This is a genomic window from Blautia stercoris (genome assembly GCF_054657695.1).
In genome coordinates this window covers 1374280-1393029 of sequence record NZ_BAAHYF010000001.1, presented here as the reverse complement: position 1 = coordinate 1393029, position 18750 = coordinate 1374280, and the positions used below count along the sequence as shown (strand labels likewise).

The 18750-nt window shown below is 38.8% G+C and carries 19 protein-coding genes; 15 read left to right on the top strand and 4 right to left on the bottom strand.

Features of this window, described 5'->3' with window-relative positions; translation table 11 throughout:
- Position 1: 1 nt before the first annotated feature.
- On the top strand, positions 2-925 hold the full coding sequence (locus tag ACYQ2D_RS06720) for an ABC transporter ATP-binding protein (protein ID WP_459784980.1): 924 nt from the start codon (positions 2-4) through the stop codon (positions 923-925).
- The gene (locus ACYQ2D_RS06715; RefSeq protein WP_022304669.1) at positions 915-1544 is read left to right on the top strand and encodes an ABC transporter ATP-binding protein; all 630 of its coding nucleotides are present in this window, start codon (positions 915-917) and stop codon (positions 1542-1544) included. Before ACYQ2D_RS06720 ends, ACYQ2D_RS06715 begins: the two co-directional genes overlap by 11 nt.
- 68 nt (positions 1545-1612) lie before the next feature.
- Here the strand turns inward: ACYQ2D_RS06715 and ACYQ2D_RS06710 are convergent, their stop codons facing one another.
- A complete protein-coding gene (locus ACYQ2D_RS06710) occupies positions 1613-2389 on the bottom strand; it encodes a YdcF family protein (protein ID WP_459784979.1) in 777 nt (258 codons plus the stop codon).
- A gap of 83 nt (positions 2390-2472) precedes the next feature.
- Positions 2473-2979 (bottom strand): SEC-C metal-binding domain-containing protein, encoded by a 507-nt coding sequence (locus ACYQ2D_RS06705; protein ID WP_459784977.1) that lies wholly within the window; start codon positions 2977-2979, stop codon positions 2473-2475.
- A gap of 187 nt (positions 2980-3166) precedes the next feature.
- Here ACYQ2D_RS06705 and ACYQ2D_RS06700 point away from each other — a divergent pair, with 187 nt between their 5' ends.
- The 9 genes from ACYQ2D_RS06700 to ACYQ2D_RS06660 all read left to right on the top strand — a co-directional run bounded on the left by ACYQ2D_RS06700 (position 3167) and on the right by ACYQ2D_RS06660 (position 12452).
- A complete protein-coding gene (locus ACYQ2D_RS06700) occupies positions 3167-3820 on the top strand; it encodes a DUF6198 family protein (RefSeq protein WP_117455064.1) in 654 nt (217 codons plus the stop codon).
- A 346-nt stretch (positions 3821-4166) separates the two neighbouring features.
- Complete coding sequence (locus ACYQ2D_RS06695) at positions 4167-4484, top strand: DUF1540 domain-containing protein (RefSeq protein WP_459784975.1); 318 nt, start codon at positions 4167-4169, stop codon at positions 4482-4484.
- A 345-nt stretch (positions 4485-4829) separates the two neighbouring features.
- Positions 4830-5324, top strand: coding sequence for a translation initiation factor IF-3 (infC, locus tag ACYQ2D_RS06690; protein WP_022304663.1), 495 nt, complete (start codon positions 4830-4832; stop codon positions 5322-5324).
- Between the two features lie 35 nt (positions 5325-5359).
- A complete protein-coding gene (gene rpmI / locus ACYQ2D_RS06685; protein ID WP_022304662.1) occupies positions 5360-5557 on the top strand; it encodes a 50S ribosomal protein L35 in 198 nt (65 codons plus the stop codon).
- A gap of 36 nt (positions 5558-5593) precedes the next feature.
- Positions 5594-5950 (top strand): 50S ribosomal protein L20, encoded by a 357-nt coding sequence (rplT, locus tag ACYQ2D_RS06680; protein ID WP_022304661.1) that lies wholly within the window; start codon positions 5594-5596, stop codon positions 5948-5950.
- Positions 5951-6200: 250 nt separating this feature from the next.
- Positions 6201-6707, top strand: a complete 507-nt coding sequence (locus ACYQ2D_RS06675) for a TRAP transporter small permease (protein WP_117455068.1) — start codon at positions 6201-6203, stop codon at positions 6705-6707.
- Entirely contained in the window at positions 6708-10052 is a 3345-nt protein-coding gene (locus ACYQ2D_RS06670) for a TRAP transporter large permease subunit (protein WP_459784973.1), read from the top strand.
- Between the two features lie 324 nt (positions 10053-10376).
- Complete coding sequence (locus tag ACYQ2D_RS06665) at positions 10377-11057, top strand: polysaccharide deacetylase family protein (protein WP_459784971.1); 681 nt, start codon at positions 10377-10379, stop codon at positions 11055-11057.
- A gap of 72 nt (positions 11058-11129) precedes the next feature.
- On the top strand, positions 11130-12452 hold the full coding sequence (locus ACYQ2D_RS06660; RefSeq protein WP_022304657.1) for a replication-associated recombination protein A: 1323 nt from the start codon (positions 11130-11132) through the stop codon (positions 12450-12452).
- On the opposite strand, the gene ACYQ2D_RS06655 is transcribed toward ACYQ2D_RS06660, so the two are convergent.
- Together ACYQ2D_RS06655 and mnmL are read right to left on the bottom strand one after the other, a co-directional pair.
- Positions 12445-12957 (bottom strand): DUF4364 family protein, encoded by a 513-nt coding sequence (locus ACYQ2D_RS06655; protein ID WP_117455073.1) that lies wholly within the window; start codon positions 12955-12957, stop codon positions 12445-12447. The genes ACYQ2D_RS06660 and ACYQ2D_RS06655 overlap by 8 nt on opposite strands.
- An 87-nt stretch (positions 12958-13044) precedes the next feature.
- Entirely contained in the window at positions 13045-13977 is a 933-nt protein-coding gene (gene mnmL / locus ACYQ2D_RS06650; RefSeq protein WP_459784968.1) for a tRNA modification radical SAM protein MnmL/YtqA, read from the bottom strand.
- Between the two features lie 170 nt (positions 13978-14147).
- On the opposite strand from mnmL, the gene ACYQ2D_RS06645 reads away from it, so the two are divergent.
- From ACYQ2D_RS06645 to xylB, 4 genes are all read left to right on the top strand, one after another.
- Positions 14148-14714: a transporter substrate-binding domain-containing protein gene (locus ACYQ2D_RS06645; protein WP_459784967.1), complete on the top strand. Its 567-nt coding sequence runs from the start codon at positions 14148-14150 to the stop codon at positions 14712-14714.
- 156 nt (positions 14715-14870) lie between these two features.
- Positions 14871-15488, top strand: a complete 618-nt coding sequence (locus ACYQ2D_RS06640; RefSeq protein WP_022304653.1) for a DUF4867 family protein — start codon at positions 14871-14873, stop codon at positions 15486-15488.
- Between the two features lie 48 nt (positions 15489-15536).
- Positions 15537-17009 (top strand): L-fucose/L-arabinose isomerase family protein, encoded by a 1473-nt coding sequence (locus tag ACYQ2D_RS06635; RefSeq protein WP_117455079.1) that lies wholly within the window; start codon positions 15537-15539, stop codon positions 17007-17009.
- 72 nt (positions 17010-17081) lie between these two features.
- Positions 17082-18551, top strand: coding sequence for a xylulokinase (gene xylB / locus ACYQ2D_RS06630; protein WP_459784965.1), 1470 nt, complete (start codon positions 17082-17084; stop codon positions 18549-18551).
- Positions 18552-18750: the final 199 nt, after the last annotated feature.

Below are 18750 nucleotides of genomic sequence, written 5' to 3'. Positions count from 1 at the left end.
AATGGATAATAGAAAAACAGTTTTAGAAGTAAATGATTTGGTTGTTTCTTTTAGCATGTATAAAAAAGGATTTAGAAAAGAAAATCTGGAAGTAATTCATTCCTTGTCTATAGATGTAAAAGAAAAAGAAATTGTGGCTATTGTAGGTTCAAGTGGTTCAGGAAAAAGTCTTTTAGCATCGGCGATATTAGGGTTATTGCCTGGCAATGCAAGCACAAGTGGAAGTGTCTGCTATATGGGGAAACAGTTGGATGATAAATTAAGAAAACAGTATCTTGGTAGAGAGATTGCATATATTCCACAGTCGGTAGACCATTTGGACCCCGTTATGAAAGTTGGACCACAGGTAGTAGGGGTATATTCTACAGAAGAAAAACAATGCAAAATGTTTCAAAAATATCAGTTAGATAAAAGTGTAGAAGAAATGTATCCGTTTCAATTATCCGGAGGGATGGCCAGGCGTGTACTGATTTCAGCGGCGGTGTTGGAAACTCCTAAATTAATTGTTGCAGATGAGCCGACACCAGGACTTAGTGTTGATATGGCTATGGATACATTAAAACATTTTAGAAAAATAGCAAATACAGGTACGGGAATTCTACTAATTACTCATGATATTGATTTGGCATTTGAGGTTGCAGATCGAATTGCAGTATTTTACGCTGGTACAGTTGTAGAAATTTCACCAACGGAAGATTTTAAAAAGGGAAAAGAATACTTACGACATCCCTACAGCAAGGCATTTCTGAGAGCATTGCCACAAAATGAATTCCAGCCGATTCCCGGAATACAGCCTTATGCTGGAAATTTGCCAGAAGGTTGTTTATTTGCAAATCGTTGTCCCGATGTATCTGAAAAATGTACGGGACAAATACCAATGAGGGAGTTGCGAGGGGGAAAGGTCAGGTGTGTAAATGCAACTTAAATTAGAACATATTGATTTTAGATATACAGATAAATCTCCTTGGATTTTAAAAGATGTTTCTTTGACAATAGAAGCAGGAGAACGTGTTGGAATTGTAGGACCATCCGGTTATGGAAAAAGCACGTTATCTAAAATTATTGCAGGGTATATGAATCCGACTTCCGGAAGCGTGATGATTGACGAAAAACCGCTGCCTAAAAAGGGAATGTGTCCTGTACAAATGATATATCAACATCCGGAATATGCAGTTAATCCAAGATGGAAAATGAAAAAAATCCTGAATGAATGTTGGACTCCTGGAGAAGAAGTATTAGCTCGGATGGGAATTGAAAAAGATTGGCTGAACCGTTGGCCGTCAGAATTATCAGGTGGAGAACTGCAGCGTTTTTGTATTGCACGAATATTAAGTCCGGATGTGAAATTCCTTCTATGCGATGAGATTACTACGATGCTGGATGTGATTACACAAGCTCAGATATGGCAGGTGCTTTTGGATACTGCGAAAAAGAACGGTTATGGAATGTTAATTATTACCCATAACATGGCGCTGGCTGAAAAAGTATGTACAAGGATAGTAGACCTTAGAGATATTAATCATATCAAACAGATTGACGTATGATAATTAATCCTGAATTATTCATGGAACAACCATGAATAATTCAGGATTAGATTTATCGAAAAATTCAGCTATAGATTTCCGACCAGTTTATCTTTCCAGATACCAAGACATTCTCGCACCAGATAATTTAGCTGTAAAAATTTGTTACTTTTTGCCGGAACACCTTCTATCTGTCGGCATCCCATCTTTTTTCCAATCGAAGTTCCTCGAAATACGTGAAAGCCGTTGGTTACGATTCCAATTCGTAGCTCTTCTGGCTTTTTATTTAATTCTTTTTCTAAAAGTGCAAGTGAATATTTTAGGTTTTCATTTGTATTAGTAGAACGGTCTTCTTTTATCAGACGTCTCGTATCGATTCCTTGTGAAACCAGATATTTATACATTGCTTCTGCCTCGGAAATCTCTTCTCCTGAACCTTTTCCACCGGAGACAACCGCTATTGTTTCTGGATTTTCATTGAGGTATTCTTTTGCCCGCTTCAAGCGAAGCTTCAATGAATTACTTAATTTCGTTCCATTGACCTGTGCCCCTAATACAATCAGCGTGTCCAGATTTTTAGATGGTTTCTGAGTCATTCCCGAAAAAATCAGACCTTCTGTTATCAAAAATGCAATGACCACCAAAATCGCCAGAGTAAGGCATACTGTTTTTACAGGTTTTGGAAATATACTTAAAATATTCCAGTGATGCGTTGCTTCTAATCGTAACAAAATTGCTATTGCATAACACACAAGTCCTGCTGCTGCCCAGATACACGGAAATAAGGAAGAAAGTCCTGCATACAATACAATTCCGATAAAATAAAGAATACTAAAACTTCCTAATAAAATAAATAATATTCTCATAAATAAAATCCTTTCACTTTCATTAGTAGTTTTTCCTGATAGAAAAAGAAGACGGAAAAATTCCGCCTTCTACTTTTTTATAATTATTTGTTTTTTCCACAGCAGTGTTTGTATTTTTTACCACTTCCGCATGGACACGGATCGTTACGTCCGATTTTCGGTCCTTTTACAACTGTACCGGATTTTTTCTGTTCTACATATAATTCTTTTTTCTTTTCTTCTGTGAAGATTTCATTCCACTGAGGAAGATCGTACAGCCAGTCTGCTTTTGCGTCTACCATGTTTTTGTAGAGCATTTCTGTATCAAATCCGAGATTCACTACAGTATCTTCTTCCATTTCTTCAATTGGATTCTGTACTTTTAAGCTGTCATTGATTCCGTCAAGGAAACCAACCATTGTCATAATGTCTACGTCAAATTTTTCAGCAAGTTCTTTTACAGTTCCTCTTTCTACATTTGTCGGGTCTGCAAGAAGTTTTTCATAAATTCCTTTTTCAATTAAGAAATAGTTTGTCCAGAATTTCTGAAGCTGTGCCCTGTCTGCTTCCTGAGAATATGCAATCTCTCTCCATTCCTGTAATAATGCCATGTATTTTACCACCTTTTACTTAATATTCATATTTTGGGCGCAAAGCACCTATACGTAACAGTATATACGATATGCACAGATTTTTCAATATTTTTTATAGTTTCCAGGCAGATTATGCATTGCAAGCAAAAAAAAACGGGTCTATAATGAGAAGCGCAAATGAATAAATGAAAAGGAAGAAAGAGAAATGAATGATTCAAAACTTACAATCCGTGGAGAACTTACTCTTATTGTGATTGTCATTATCAATAGCCTCGGCGTCGTTTTGATGCTTCACTCTGGCTCAGGCATATCAGCCATTTCAAGTGTGCCTTATGCTTTTTCGGAAGTATTTCCAAAACTCACTCTTGGAACCTGGACTTACCTTTTTCAAAGTCTGCTTATCTTAACTTTAATGGTACTTCGGAAAAAATTTATTCCGGAATACTTATTTAGTTTTGTTATAGGATTTTTCTTTGGAAAAATGGTAGATATCCATCAGGCATGGGTCAGCCAGCTTCCATACACGATTCCATTGCGTGTAGTATATTTTGTTTTAAGTTATCTCATCATCTGCTTTGGAATCGCACTTTCAAACCGCTGCAAAATGCCGATTATTCCGACAGACCTGTTTCCAAGAGAACTTGCAGATATCTTAAAACGTGAGTATTCCAAAATCAAAGTTCCTTTTGATGTTACCTGCCTGTTTATTACCGGATTTATGACTTTCTTATGTCTTGGACATATTATGGGATTGGGTGTTGGAACAGTTCTTGCCGCATTTACTATGGGAAAAGTAATTGGAATTATTGGAAAAGAAATGGATAAAAAGGTTCAATTTATTTCTATTATGAAGTCTTAGGTAAAAGAAACCAATTTTTCTGTCATCCTAGTATTTTTTTAATTATTTGTCAATCCCATTGTATATTTTAACAGAAACTGCTCATACTATAAGTAGTCCATGGAGGGAAGGCACAAATACGTGACGCTCTTCCTGGAAGAACAAAAGAAAAAGTAGAAATACTTATCCTCCCCTTTGAAAAGCCCCTGCACTTAGAAGAAGCCCAACTAAGTACAGGGGTTTTGTTAAGTCGTTTGAGTTTCTGTTCTGTAAAAGATAAAAAACTAATGCATAAAAAATTTCTTTCTACACATACTGTTCTTGGTAAACGTACTCTCAGGGTATGAAGATTAAGGAGGAAATAATTATGCCATTATTAAATTGTACAGCAAGAACTTGTGTTTACAACAAAGAGGAATACTGTTCCAAAGGAGATATCGTAGTAGATGGAAGCAATGCAAAAGTCGCAGACGAAACCTACTGCAGCAGTTTTGTGGAACGAAGCGGAAGTGCGATGAACAGCATTGGCGGAGAATGTGGATGTAAAACAATTAACGTAGACTGCAAAGCCTGCCAGTGTACATTTAACAATCAGGAGAAATGCAGTGCAGATAAAATTACAATTACCGGTGCCAGTGCCTGTCACTGTGATGAAACAAAATGTGGAAGCTTTGAGCTGAATTAAGTTACAGAAAAAAGAATCCCGGGAAACGGGATTCTTTTTACATAAACCCCTTGACATTGCAGTTTATTTATGATATCGTAATACAGTCTGAAGAAAAAGAAAGCAGAGTAATTGCTCTCACCTTAGCACGAGTAAGTGACTATGGTTCATATTTGAAATAATTGATGCGCTTTTGCGTTTTCTTTATGGGAATATGTTGTGGAGAGCTTATGCTGTCCACTTTTTATTTATTTCATAGGAAATTCTTTCTTATTTTTTTCAGAATGTTATGAGGTAGGTGGCTGACAAAAAAGTCAGATGAGTGTTTTATCAATATTATGGAGGTGCACAACAATTAGCGAATTAATGATTAATGAACAAATCAGAGACAGAGAGGTCCGTCTCATTGGCGCAAATGGAGAACAGCTTGGTATTATGTCTGCCAGAGATGCGCAGAAACATGCTCAGGAAGCAGGATTAGACCTGGTAAAGGTTGCTCCTACAGCAAAACCGCCAGTTTGTAAAATTATTGATTATGGTAAGTATAAGTACGAATTAGCGAGAAAAGAAAAGGAAGCTAAAAAGAAACAGAAAACCATCGAGGTTAAGGAAGTGCGTTTGTCTCCAAATATTGAAGAAAACGATTTAAACACCAAGGTCAACAATGCCAGAAAATTCCTTACCAAAGGAAATAAAGTAAAAGTAACACTTCGTTTCAGAGGTAGAGAGATGGCACATATGCAGAGCAGTAAACACATCTTAGATGAGTTTGCACAGTCCTTATCCGATATTGCGGTTGTTGAAAAAGCACCGAAGGTAGAGGGACGCAGCATGACCATGTTTTTGACAGAAAAACGCTAGACGTTCATTAAAAGAGTTTTAAGGAGGATACAATCATGCCAAAAATGAAAACAACAAAAGCAGCTGCAAAGCGCTTCAAAAAAACAGGTACAGGATTATTAAAAAGAAATAAAGCTTATAAGAGCCATATCTTAACAAAGAAATCTCAGAAGAGAAAGAGAAACCTGAGAAAAGCAGCTATTACAGATGCTACTAATGTAAAGAACATGAAGAAGATTTTACCGTACATCTAATTCGATATTCGTTTTAAAACAGGAGGAAATTAAGAAATGGCAAGAATCAAAGGCGGATTAAACGCAAAGAAAAAACACAATAGAGTATTAAAAATGGCAAAAGGATACAGAGGTGCTCGTTCTAAACAGTACAGAGTTGCAAAACAGTCTGTAATGAGAGCTCTGACAAGTGCTTATGCCGGAAGAAAACAGAAAAAACGTCAATTCAGACAGTTATGGATCGCTCGTATCAACGCAGCAGCAAGAATGAATGGTCTGTCCTACAGCAAATTTATGTATGGATTAAAACTGGCTAACGTTGACTTAAACAGAAAAGTTTTAGCTGACATGGCTATCAACGATGCAGAAGGATTTGCTACATTAGCAGAACTTGCAAAATCTAAACTTGCTTAATTAAAATTAGAAGTGAGAAATCAGGCAGGAGATGAAATTTTTGAATTTCATTTCCTGTCTTTTTTTAAATACTATTGACGGAAATATAAAAAAGAAGTAAAATGTTCGAGAAGAATGTATAAATTTAGAAACAGGCAGTGAATCCTGTAGGTAGGATTCTTTTTTTTCGCCTTTTGTGTACGCGTAGCACGTGCAAATGTGTTTGGGATTTATGCTTCTTCAGGTTTTAAGTCAAGAGGAGGAAAAAAAGATGAAAACCTACAAGAAAATCATGGATGTGCTTGCCGGTATCGAAAAATTGATTTTAGTTGTATCAACGATTTTGATTCTGGTTCTCACAGTTGGAAATGTATTTTCAAGAAAAGTCATCCACCGTTCCTGGTCTTTTACAGAAGAACTGGTGGTAGCAGTTTTCGTTCTGATTACCTTACTGGCAGCAGCTCTTGCATGCCGAGAGGGAGAGCTTGTCAGTTTAAATCTGGTAACAGAACGACTGCCGAAAAAAACAAAAAAACCAATTGCAATTTTAGTGACTGTATTATCTGTAATTTTTACAATGATACTGTTCTATTACGGAATGGATAAGGTACTGACACAGCTTGCAAATGGAAAACGTACATTCGTATTAAATTGGCCGGAATGGATTTTCTGGTCCTTTGTACCGATTGGTGCAGGCTGCATGATTCTTCATTTTATTGAATACTGCATCGATTTTTGTACAGACTTTAAATTTGCAAAGAGAAAGGAGGAGGCATAAGTGATTAGTGCGGTTTTATTCTTATCATTTTTTGTATTCTTAATCTTAAATGTGCCGATTGCGATTTGCCTTGGACTTTCTTCCGTATGTGCAATCTTATATTCGGGAACTTCTTTAACAATTGTAGCAACAAATATGTATTCCGGAATCAGTAAATTCTTATTGCTTGCCATTCCATTTTTCGTATTATCCGGAAATATCATGGCAAAAGCCGGAATTTCAAAACGTCTGATTAAATTTGTAAATACCTGTGTAGGACACAGAAGAGGTGGTATTGCGATTGTATGTGTTATCGTAGCCTGCTTCTTTGGCGCAATTTCAGGTTCCGGTCCGGCAACCGTAGCTGCGCTTGGTGCAGTTTTAATTCCGGCAATGGTAGAAGAAGGAGGATTTTCTGCTCCATTCTCAACTGCGATGATGGCAACTTCAAGTTCTATCGCAATTGTCATTCCGCCAAGTATTGCATTCGTAGTTTATGCCTCTATTACAGGTGTATCCATTGCGGATATGTTTGCAGGCGGAATTATTCCGGGTGTCTTAATGGGTCTGGCACTGATTGTTGTAATTATGATTGAAGTGCGTAAAAAAGGAATCCAGCCGACAACCAAAAAAGCAAGTTGGGGAGAGCGTGGAAAAGCGTTTGCTGATGCATTCTGGGGATTCTTAATGCCAATTATTATTCTTGGTGGAATCTATGGAGGAATCTTTACTCCGACAGAAGCAGCAGCGGTATCCGTAGTTTATGGTCTGTTTGTTGGTATGGTAATCTACCGTGAAGTAAAATTTAAAGATCTGGTAGATATCTTTGTAGAGTCTGCAAAGACAACCGGTGGTATCATGCTGATCGTAGCATGTGCTTCTTTGTTTTCATTTGTATGTACCAAATTTGGTATTTCGCAGGCAGCGTCAAGTCTGCTTTCCAGTGTAGCACATAATCAGTTTACGTTTCTTTTAATTGTAAATGTAATCTTCTTAATTGCAGGATGCTTTATCGATGCAAACTCTGCAATGTATATTTTTATTCCGATTATGCTTCCGGTTTGCAAAGCACTTGGATATGATTTAGTCGCCTTTGGTATTGTTGCAACGGTCAACCTTGCAATCGGACAGGTTACTCCTCCGGTAGGTGTTAATTTATTTGTTGCAATCAGTGTCAAAATCAAAAAAGGACTGGAAGTTACCCTTCAGGAAATTTCCAAAGCGGTGCTCCCGATGATTGCAGCCTGCGTAGTTGTCCTTTTGATGGTGACTTATATTCCGCAGATTTCTACTTGTCTGCCAAAACTCTTCGCAGGAAGTTCTTATACAGGAACATCGAAACTTGCAGCAGATGATTCTGAGGCAGAAGAGAGCCAGTCTGATGATGACTATAATCAGATTGATGATTACAGTGACCTTGGCTGGGAAGAACAGACCTGGAACTTTGCATGTTCTACCACCGAAACCAGTACCTGGGCACAGGCCGGAGAACAGTTTGGAAAATTAATGGAACAGGCAACCGGCGGTAAAGTAAAAGTAAATGTATACGCAGCAGACCAGCTGACAAACGGAAATCAGTCAGAAGGCATTCAGGCACTTATGAACGGAGATCCGGTACAGATTTCCATGCATTCAAACCTGATTTATTCTGCATTTGATGCAAGATTTAATGTTGTATCTTTACCATTTATTTTTGATTCTGTAGAAGATGCCGATGCGAAGCTGGATGGCGAAGCAGGACAGAAATTAGATGAAATCTTATCTGAGTACGGACTTCACTGCATGGGTATGGCAGAAAACGGATTCAGACAGCTGACAAACTCTGTCAGACCGGTAACTTCCGTAGACGACATGAAAAACTTAAAAATCCGTGTAGCAGGCTCTAACCTGTTAATGGAATGTTACAAGAGATGGGGCGCAGATGCGACCAACATGAACTGGTCTGAAACTTATACAGCACTTCAGCAGAATACAGTAGAAGGTCAGGAAAATCCACTTCCGGCAATTGATGCTGCAAGTGTACAGGAAGTACAGAAATACTGCTCTATGTGGAATGCAAACTATGACTGTCTGTTCTTCTGCATCAACCAGGATATCTACGATGCACTGACACCGGAGCAGCAGGCTGTAGTTGATGAAGCAGGTAAAAAAGCAGTTGATTTTGAACGTGAGATCAACCGTTCCGGTGACGATGAAATCAAATCCCGCTGGTCAAAAGAAAACGGTGTGGAAATCACAGAGTACGAAGACCTTGACATTGATTCTTTCAAAGATGCAGTTGCGGACATTCCGCAGTGGTATGAAGAACAGCTGGTTGCAGAAGGATTTGACGAGGCAGAAGTAAAAGATTTAATTAATGTATTTACTGCAAAAAGCAGTGCAGGAAATTATGAAGTAGAGGACAGAAGTGACTTAGACTGGAAAGAACAGACCTGGAACTTTGCATGCTCTACTACAGAAACCAGTACCTGGGCACAGGCCGGACAGAAATTTGGCGAAATGATGGAACAGGCAACAGGCGGCAAGATCAAGGTAAATGTGTATGCAGCAGACCAGTTGACAAACGGAAACCAGTCAGAGGGAATTCAGGCACTTATGAATGGAGACCCGGTGCAGATTTCCTTACATTCAAACTTAATTTACTCTGCATTTGACCCGAGATTTAATGTGGTATCTCTTCCATTCTTATTTGATTCCGTAGAAGATGCGGATGCAAAACTCGATGGGGAAGCCGGAGAAAAGTTAAAATCTATTCTTGAAGATTATGATATTCATTGTATGGGAATTGCAGAAAATGGATTCAGACAGTTGACAAACTCTGTCAGACCGGTAACTTCTGTAGACGACATGAAGAATTTAAAAATCCGTGTAGCAGGTTCCAACCTGTTGATGGAATGTTATAAGAGATGGGGCGCAGATGCAACGAATATGAACTGGTCTGAAACTTATACAGCACTTCAGCAGAATACGGTGGAAGGTCAGGAAAATCCACTTCCGGCAATTGATGCAGCAAGTGTGCAGGAAGTACAGAAATATTGTTCGCTGTGGAATGCAAACTATGACTGTCTGTTCTTTGGAATCAATCAGGGTGTTTATGATGCACTGACACCAGAACAGCAGGAAGTAGTCGATGAAGTCGGACAGAAAGCAGTACAGTATGAACGTGAAATCAACCGTGCAGGAGATGACGAAATTCTCTCCCGCTGGCAAAATGAAAATGGTGTAGAAGTACTGAAAAATGAAGAACTTGATGTAGAGTCCTTCAAAAAAGCAGTAGATGGCATTGACGAATGGTTTGTAGAAGAATTAAAGAAAGCCGGATATGATGACGGTCAGGATCTTGTAGATGCATTTGAACGCAGATAAGCATTCCCCCGTTTCAAGTGCGCAGAGCACTAAGCGGCGGTTGAGGGGGGATGCTTCTGTCAGTGGGAGTTGGAAGCTCCCACTGACAGAACGCGAAGCGACTGCGTTCATGAGCAAGTAGCGAAGCGGATTGCGAATGTCCGCTTTACTGCAGATAAGCATTCCCCCGTTTCAAGTGTGCGGAACGGATCGCGAATGTCCGCTTTACAAATAAAAAATTGTAAAAATGTAAGTTTTAGAAAGCTGGATACTTTTTTGGAAGTATCCGGCTTTTTTTGAATATATTGTTATAACAAGTAAAACTGAGAATTTGGATAGAAAAGAATGAAGCGAATAAAAGGATTAGCCGGTATTACGATTTTATTTTTTATGTTAATCGCCGTGGCAGGTTTAGATGGAGACTTTGATAAAAAAGAACAATCTGTATTTGGAGCACTTTCAGATGAGGAACATCCGAAAATTGCACTGACCTTTGATGACGGACCCCATCCGGTTTATACAGAAGAACTCTTAGATGGTCTAAAAAAGCGAAAAGTCATGGCAACTTTTTTTCTGATTGGAAATAATATCGAAGGAAATGAAGAGATTGTAAAACGGATGGCAGAAGAAGGACATTTAATCGGAAGTCATACTTATAACCATGTGCAGTTAAATAAACTTTCAGAATTGAAAGCGAAAGAAGAAATATTAAAAGGCTGTAATAAAATTTATGAGACAACCGGAGTCTGCCCTTCATTTGTGCGTCCACCGTTTGGGGAGTGGAAGAAAAATCTGGATTTTTGTGTGACCATGCTTCCTGTTTTCTGGAATGTTGATTCTCTTGACTGGAAACTGCAAAATACAGAAAAAATCGTAAAAAGAGTAGTGAAAGATGTGAAAGAAGGTGATATTATTTTAATGCATGATATTTTTGAAACTTCCGTTCAGGCGGCATTTCAGATTATTGATACGCTTGAAAAAGAAAACTATGAATTTGTTACGGTGGATGAACTGCTTTTGGAGTAAATTTAAGCAAGTAGCGAAAGCGGATTGCGAATATCCGCTTGACAAAATATATTTTACGAAATGGAGAAGGTTATGGATTTATTTGATTATATGAAAGAACAGACTTTAGAAAACGAATCTCCGCTTGCTTCAAGGATGAGACCGGTTTCTTTAGAAGAGGTGGTAGGTCAGGAACATATTATTGGAAAGGGAAAACTGCTTTATCGTGCGATTAAGGCAGATAAACTGAGTAGTATTATTTTTTACGGACCTCCGGGAACCGGAAAGACAACACTTGCAAAGGTGATTGCAAATACAACAAGTGCAAGATTTTGTCAGATGAATGCGACGGTTGCCGGAAAGAAAGACATGGAAGAAGTCGTAAAAACAGCACAGGATTATCTTGGAATGTACGGAAAAAAGACGATTTTATTTGTAGATGAGATTCATCGGTTTAATAAAGGGCAGCAGGATTATCTGCTTCCGTTTGTAGAGGATGGAACGCTGGTTTTAATCGGGGCAACTACGGAAAATCCGTATTTTGAAGTAAACAGTGCGCTGATTTCACGCTCGATTGTGTTTGAATTAAAGTCACTTGAAAAGAAAGATATTGATAAGCTGCTTTTAAGGGCGGTATCAGATACCGAAAAAGGAATGGGTGCTTATGGTGCGGTATTGGATGACGATGCAAGAGAATTCCTTTCGGATATTGCAGGCGGAGATGCAAGAGCAGCTTTAAATGCATTAGAGCTTGCCATTCTTACAACCGAAAAAAGTGAAGATGGAAAGATACATATTACATTAGAAGTTGCCTCTGAATGTATTCAGAAACGAGTAGTGCGTTATGATAAAACCGGAGACAATCATTACGATACGATTTCGGCATTTATCAAAAGTATGAGAGGTTCTGATCCTGATGCAGCAGTTTATTATCTGGCAAAGATGCTTTATGCCGGTGAGGACATTAAATTTATTGCAAGAAGAATTATGATTTGTGCTTCAGAAGATGTAGGAAATGCAGATCCACAGGCACTTCAAGTTGCAGTTTCGGCAGCTCAGGCAGTAGAGCGGGTTGGTATGCCGGAAGCTCAGATTATTTTATCGCAGGCAGTTTTATATGTAGCGTGTGCGCCAAAAAGCAATGCGGCATATATGGCGGTTTTTGATGCAATGGAAAATGTAAAACAGGTAAAAACAACCGTTCCTCCGCATCTTCAGGATGCACATTATAAAGGAGCGTCAAATTTTGGACGTGGAATTGGATATAAGTATGCACATGATTATCCGAATCATTATGTAAAACAGCAGTATCTTCCATCTGAGATAGAGGGGACGAAATTTTATCATCCAAGTGAAAACGGATATGAAAAACAGATACAGGAACATTTAAAAAAAATTGCTGAGCATGCTACATGAGCATGTCCAGCAGTTTTTCATATACGGCTTTATTTTTTGTCTGCCAGGAAGCACACACGGCTTCAGCGGCAGCCTTTGTCGGAACGGTCATAGTTAATTCAATAAGCGGTACTTCTTTTTCTTTTGCGCTGCATCGAACCTGATAACCTTCTTTTTCTCCTCTGTAATAATTGGCAAAGGTTGAAAGTTCTTCCTTGATTTCCATTGCATTATTTTTGAAAAATTCAGCAATTTCTCCTTTAATTTCTTTAGGAATTTCTTTTCCGAAATACTCAAGTGTCTGTTCTCCGGATTTTGTAATCGAGAAATAAGAAGAATTTCGGATAGTTTCGCAGTGGATTAACTCGGATTCGGTTAACTCTGAAAGTGCCTGCTGTAAATGGAAATAGGTAGTATATCCTTTATCAAGAATAAATCCGGAAATCTGTGCGTTGGTTAGTGGAAAATCTACCTTTTCCAGCATATAGAGTACAATAAGTTTATATAAAGTAAGTGATTCTCCCATGAGAGTCCTCCTTTTAAATGTAATGTTCTCTTGAAATCTTTTATGATAGTTACAGAAAAAATCCAAGAGTACATTTGTGATAGGTTTTCAGGTTTCATGAAACAGTCTGCCCTGCCAGGTGTTTCGGATTTTACACTCATGATGAAGGGTGTTTAATACTGTTTTTTTTGCGCTGCTCCATAAAGGGGCAATTAAAAGTGCTTTTGGACCGTCTCCTGTTACGCGATGGACAACGATGTCTGGTGAAAGGCGTTCGAGGCAGCTGATGACCAAATCAATATATTCTTCCATGGAGTAGACTTTAAATTTACCATCCAGATAATCAGAAGCTAAATCGGTTCCTTTTAAAACATGCAGAAGCTGAAGTTTAATTCCCTGAATGTCTTTGTGATTTAAATAATCAATCGTTTCTAAAATATCTTCTTTTGATTCGCCTGGCAGTCCAAGAATGGTATGCACAATGACTTCAAGCCCTGCGTCTTTTAAATTTTTTACTGCTGTTTCAAAACAGGAGAGTGAGTAGCCTCTGCGAATGTAGCGAGCAGTTTCTTCATGCATGGTTTGAAGACCAAGTTCAACCCAGACAGGCTTTATCTGATTCAAACGTTTTAGAAGTGCAATGACATCGTCTCCAAGGCAGTCGGGGCGTGTGCCGATAGAAATTGCGACAACATCGGGATAAGAAAGTGCCTCTGTAAAAATTTTTTCCAGATAGTCAACGGGAGCATAGGTGTTTGTGTATGCTTGAAAATAGGCAATAAATTTTTTTGCCCCACGTTTTTCTCTGAGGCGGTCAGCCTGAATCTTAATTTGGGTGGTGATGCTGTCACAGGAATTTCCGGCAAAATCACCGGAACCTCCGGCACTGCAGAAAATACAGCCTCCGTTTCCGAGTGTACCGTCACGGTTTGGACAGCTCATTCCTCCATTTAATGCTACTTTATAAACTTTGGTGGAAAATCGTTCCTTTAGCATTGCATCGAATGAATAGTAAGGTTTTCCATTCCAAGAATTTGCCATAATAACTCAATGACTCCTTCCAGTTTTTCTTTTAGCTCTATCATACCATTAGCAAAATCCTTTTGCAAGAACCGAAGGCACATATTTGACAAAGAAGAGGGAGCATGATATCGTAGTGTTAGCAAAATGGAATGTATGCGTTAACAAAAACAAAAAGTGAGGTAAAAAATGTGAAAAACATAAGAAGAAAACTGGGAGCAGTAGCGTTAGCCGCTGTTTTAATGATAATTTCCCTGTCAGGTTGTGGTGTGGGGAAGATATCTTCTGATGGAAGTATTTCTACTATAGAAAGAGGTGTCTTAAAAATTGGAATGAATTTAAATGATTCTCCGATGAGTTATTTAAATACCGATACCGCAAGACCGGATGGATTTGAGGCAAAGGTAGCAGAGCAGGTAGCAGAGAAACTTGGATTAAAACTTGAAATTATCGATACTACCCAGAAAAATTTATTAAAATCATTAGATGCAGACATTTATGATTGTGTGATTTCAAGTGTTGGCATGACAGAAGAAAACTGTGAAAAATATGAAGCAACAAATGCTTATGCAGATGTCAGTGCGATAGAAGATGAGTTAACTGAAAAGCCGAAAAATACCAAAATTGCTATCTTTGGTAAGAAAAATAATGGATTAATCCAGGCAATCGAAAAACAGGCATTAGAGCCATTAAAAGAGGATGGAACACTTTCAGAAATTTCAAATCAATATTTGGGTACAGATGTTATAGTAAAATAAAATATAGTAAGATAAAAATTTAAAATTCTGCTTGCAAAATTGCAAGTAGAATTTTTTTATAAAAAAAGCAAAAAACGACTTGATTTTTTTTACATTCGATGGTAGCATAAGCATATAGTTTAATGACTAAACTAATTAAGAAGGAGGTAACGTCCCATGGAAATTTTAAATGTCATGGACAAAGCATTTGCTCCATACGGAAAAGTCGTAACAGGACTTAACGTAAGCGATCTTCTGGCTGCACTTGAGAAAACACCAAAGCCGGATGATGTTATTTATGTTGCTTCAGATGAAGCCCTTGAAGCCTGTCCAAGCGTAGAAAAGATTGCTTACAGTCTTTTTGGAGGAATGCCGATTCAGGTAGGTTATTGTAATGGAAGCAATTATCTGTTGAATGCAGTGGAATACCACAGAGATAGTGAAGTCAATGTAGCATTAACAGATTTAATCCTGATTCTTGGAAAAGAGCAGGACATTGAAGCTGATGGTACATATCAGACAGAGAAGATGGAAGCATTTCTTGTTCCGGCAGGAACGGTCGTGGAAGTATATGCAACCACCCTTCACTATGCACCATGTAATGTAAATGAAAATAAGTTCTGTACAGCAGTCATTCTTCCGAAAGGAACAAACGAAGATGCACCGGCACCACAGAACAATACAGCAGAAGACAAACTGCTTTTTGCAAAAAATAAATGGCTCATCGCACATAAAGATGCAAAAATCCAGGGCGCTTTTGAAGGATTGATTGGAGAAAATCTTTCCGTAAAATAAGAAATTTAAAATCAAATTTTTAGTTTCATTTTTCAGGAGGAAAATAAAATGAATTTATCAAATATGCCACAGGCAAAATTAGGTATTGTAGCAGTAAGCCGTAACTGTTTCCCAAAATCTCTGTCAGAAAACAGAAGAAAAGCAGTAGCAGCTGCTTATAAAGGTGAAATCTACGAATGTCCAACAGTTGTAGAAAATGAAATGGATATGAAACAGGCATTAAAAGAACTGCGTGAAGCAGGATGTAATGCATTAGTTGTATATCTTGGAAACTTTGGACCGGAAACAGAAGAAACTTTACTGGTAAAATACTTCCATGGACCAGCTATGGTTGTTGCAGCAGCAGAAGAAAGAGGAGACAACTTAGTACAGGGTCGTGGTGATGCCTACTGTGGTATGCTTAACGCAAGCTACAACTTAAAACTGCGTGAATTAAAAGCATATATTCCGGAATATCCAGTTGGAACACCGGAAGAAGTTGCGGATATGATTGCTGAATTCGAGCCAATCGCACGTGCAATCGTTGCAATCAAAAACTTAAAAATCATCAGCTTTGGACCGCGTCCTACAGACTTCCTTGCTTGTAATGCTCCAATCAAACGTCTGTATGATTTAGGTGTTGAAATCGAAGAAAACTCCGAACTTGACCTGTTTGAAAGCTTTAACAAACATGCCGGAGATCCACGTATCGAAGGTATTGTAAAAGAAATGGAAGAAGAACTTGGAGAAGGAAATAAAAAACCGGAAATTCTTCCAAAACTTGCTCAGTATGAAATTACTCTGCTTGACTGGGTAGAAGCTCATAAAGGTGCAAGACAGTATGTTGCCCTGACAACAAAATGCTGGCCGGCATTCCAGACACAGTTTGGTTTTGTACCTTGCTATGTAAACAGTCGTTTAACAGGAAGAGGACTTCCAGTATCCTGTGAAGTAGATATCTGGGGAACATTAAGTGAATTCATTGGTACTGTTGTAAGCCAGGATATCGTTACTCTGCTTGATATCAACAACACAGTTCCGGCTGATATGTACAATGATGAAATCAAAGGAAAATTCAACTATACACATAAAGATACATTCATGGGATTCCATTGTGGAAATACAGCTTCCCAGAAACTGTCCTTCTGCTCTATGAAATATCAGATGATTATGGCAAGAGCACTTCCGGAAGAAGTAACACAGGGAACTCTTGAAGGAGATATCATCCCTGGAGATATCACATTCTATCGTCTGCAGAGCACAGCTGACTGCAAACTTCGTGCATACATCGCACATGGTGAAGTTCTTCCGGTAGCAACTCGTTCCTTTGGTGCAATCGGTATCTTTGCAATTCCGGAAATGGGACGTTTCTATCGTCACGTACTGGTAGAAAAGAACTATCCACATCACGGAGCAGTTGCTTTTGGACACTTCGGAAAAGCGCTCTATGAAGTATTTAAATACCTTGGCATTGATGTAGAAGAAATCGACTACAACCAGCCAAAGGGAACTCTGTACCCAACAGAAAATCCATTTGCATAATTTTTGCAGGTAAGAATCAAAAATGGAGGCTGCCCGAAAGAGCAGCCTCTTAGTGAATAAGGAGAAGAAAATATGTTATACATTGGTGTTGACCTTGGTACATCCGCTGTAAAATTACTGTTAATGAACGGAGAAGGCAAAATTGAAAAAATTGTTTCCAGAGAATATCCTCTCTCTTTTCCGCATCCAGGCTGGTCAGAACAGAAACCGGAAGACTGGTGGACACAGAGTATTGAGGGAATCAAAGAGCTGACAGCAGAATGTGATAAGAGTCAGGTTGCAGGTATCAGCTTTGGTGGACAGATGCATGGTCTTGTTATCTTAGATGAAAATGATGAAGTCATTCGTCCGGCAATTCTTTGGAATGACGGAAGAACAACAAAAGAGACTGCTTACTTAAATGAAGTAATCGGAAAAGACAAACTCTCTGAGTATACAGCAAATATTGCATTTGCAGGATTTACTGCACCGAAGATTCTGTGGGTAAAAGAAAATGAGCCGGAGAATTTCAAACGTATCAAAAAAATCATGCTTCCAAAAGACTATCTGGCGTATAAATTATCCGGTACTCACTGCAGTGATATGTCCGATGCATCCGGTATGCTGTTAATGGACGTAAAGAACCGTTGCTGGTCGAAAGAAATGCTTGATATCTGCGGAATCACAGAAGAACAGATGCCGAAACTGTTTGAAAGCTATGAAGTAGTTGGAACATTAAAACCGGAATTAGCAGAAGAACTGGGTATTCCGGCAACCTGTAAAATAGTAGCAGGTGCAGGTGACAATGCAGCAGCCGCAGTTGGAACAGGAACTGTTGGCGATGGAATGTGTAACATTTCCCTTGGAACAAGTGGAACAATCTTTATTTCAAGCAAAGAATTTGGTGTAGACCCACACAATGCACTCCATGCATTTGCTCATGCGGATGGAAATTATCACTTAATGGGATGTATGTTAAGTGCGGCTTCCTGTAATAAATGGTGGATGGATGAAATCATCGGAACAAAAGATTATGCCGGTGAGCAGGCAAAAATTGAAAAACTTGGTGAAAATAATGTATACTTCCTGCCATATCTGATGGGAGAACGCTCTCCTCACAATAATCCAAATGCAAGAGGAACTTTCATTGGTCTTACAATGGACAGCACAAGAGCCGATATGACACAGGCTGTTTTGGAAGGTGTCGCTTTTGCAATCCGTGATTCCTTTGAGGTTGCAAAATCTCTTGGAATTAAGATTGAACGCACAAAAATCTGTGGTGGCGGTGCAAAGAGTCCGTTATGGAAGAAAATGATTGCAAACATCTTAAACATCAAAGTAGATGTAATTGAATCCGAAGAAGGACCGGCACTTGGCGGTGCAATGCTTGCAGCAGTTGCAAACGGAGAGTTCGCTTCCGTAGAGGATGCAGCAGCTAAGATTGTAAAAGTTATTGATACGGTAGAACCGGAACCGGAACTGGCAGCAAAATATGAAGAAAAATATCAGAAATTTGCTAAGATTTATCCGACTGTAAAAGATTTATTTGGCGAATTACTGTAAAAGATATTCGAATTTGAACGCAGATAAGCATTCCCCCGCTTCAAGTGTGCGAAGCACTAAGCGGTGGAGGGGGGATGCTTCTGTCAGTGGGAGTTGAAAGCTTCCACTGACAGAACGCGAAGCGACTGCGTTCATGAGCAAGTAGCGAAGCGGATTGCGAATGTCCGCTTTACCGCAGATAAGCATTCCTGCTTCAAAT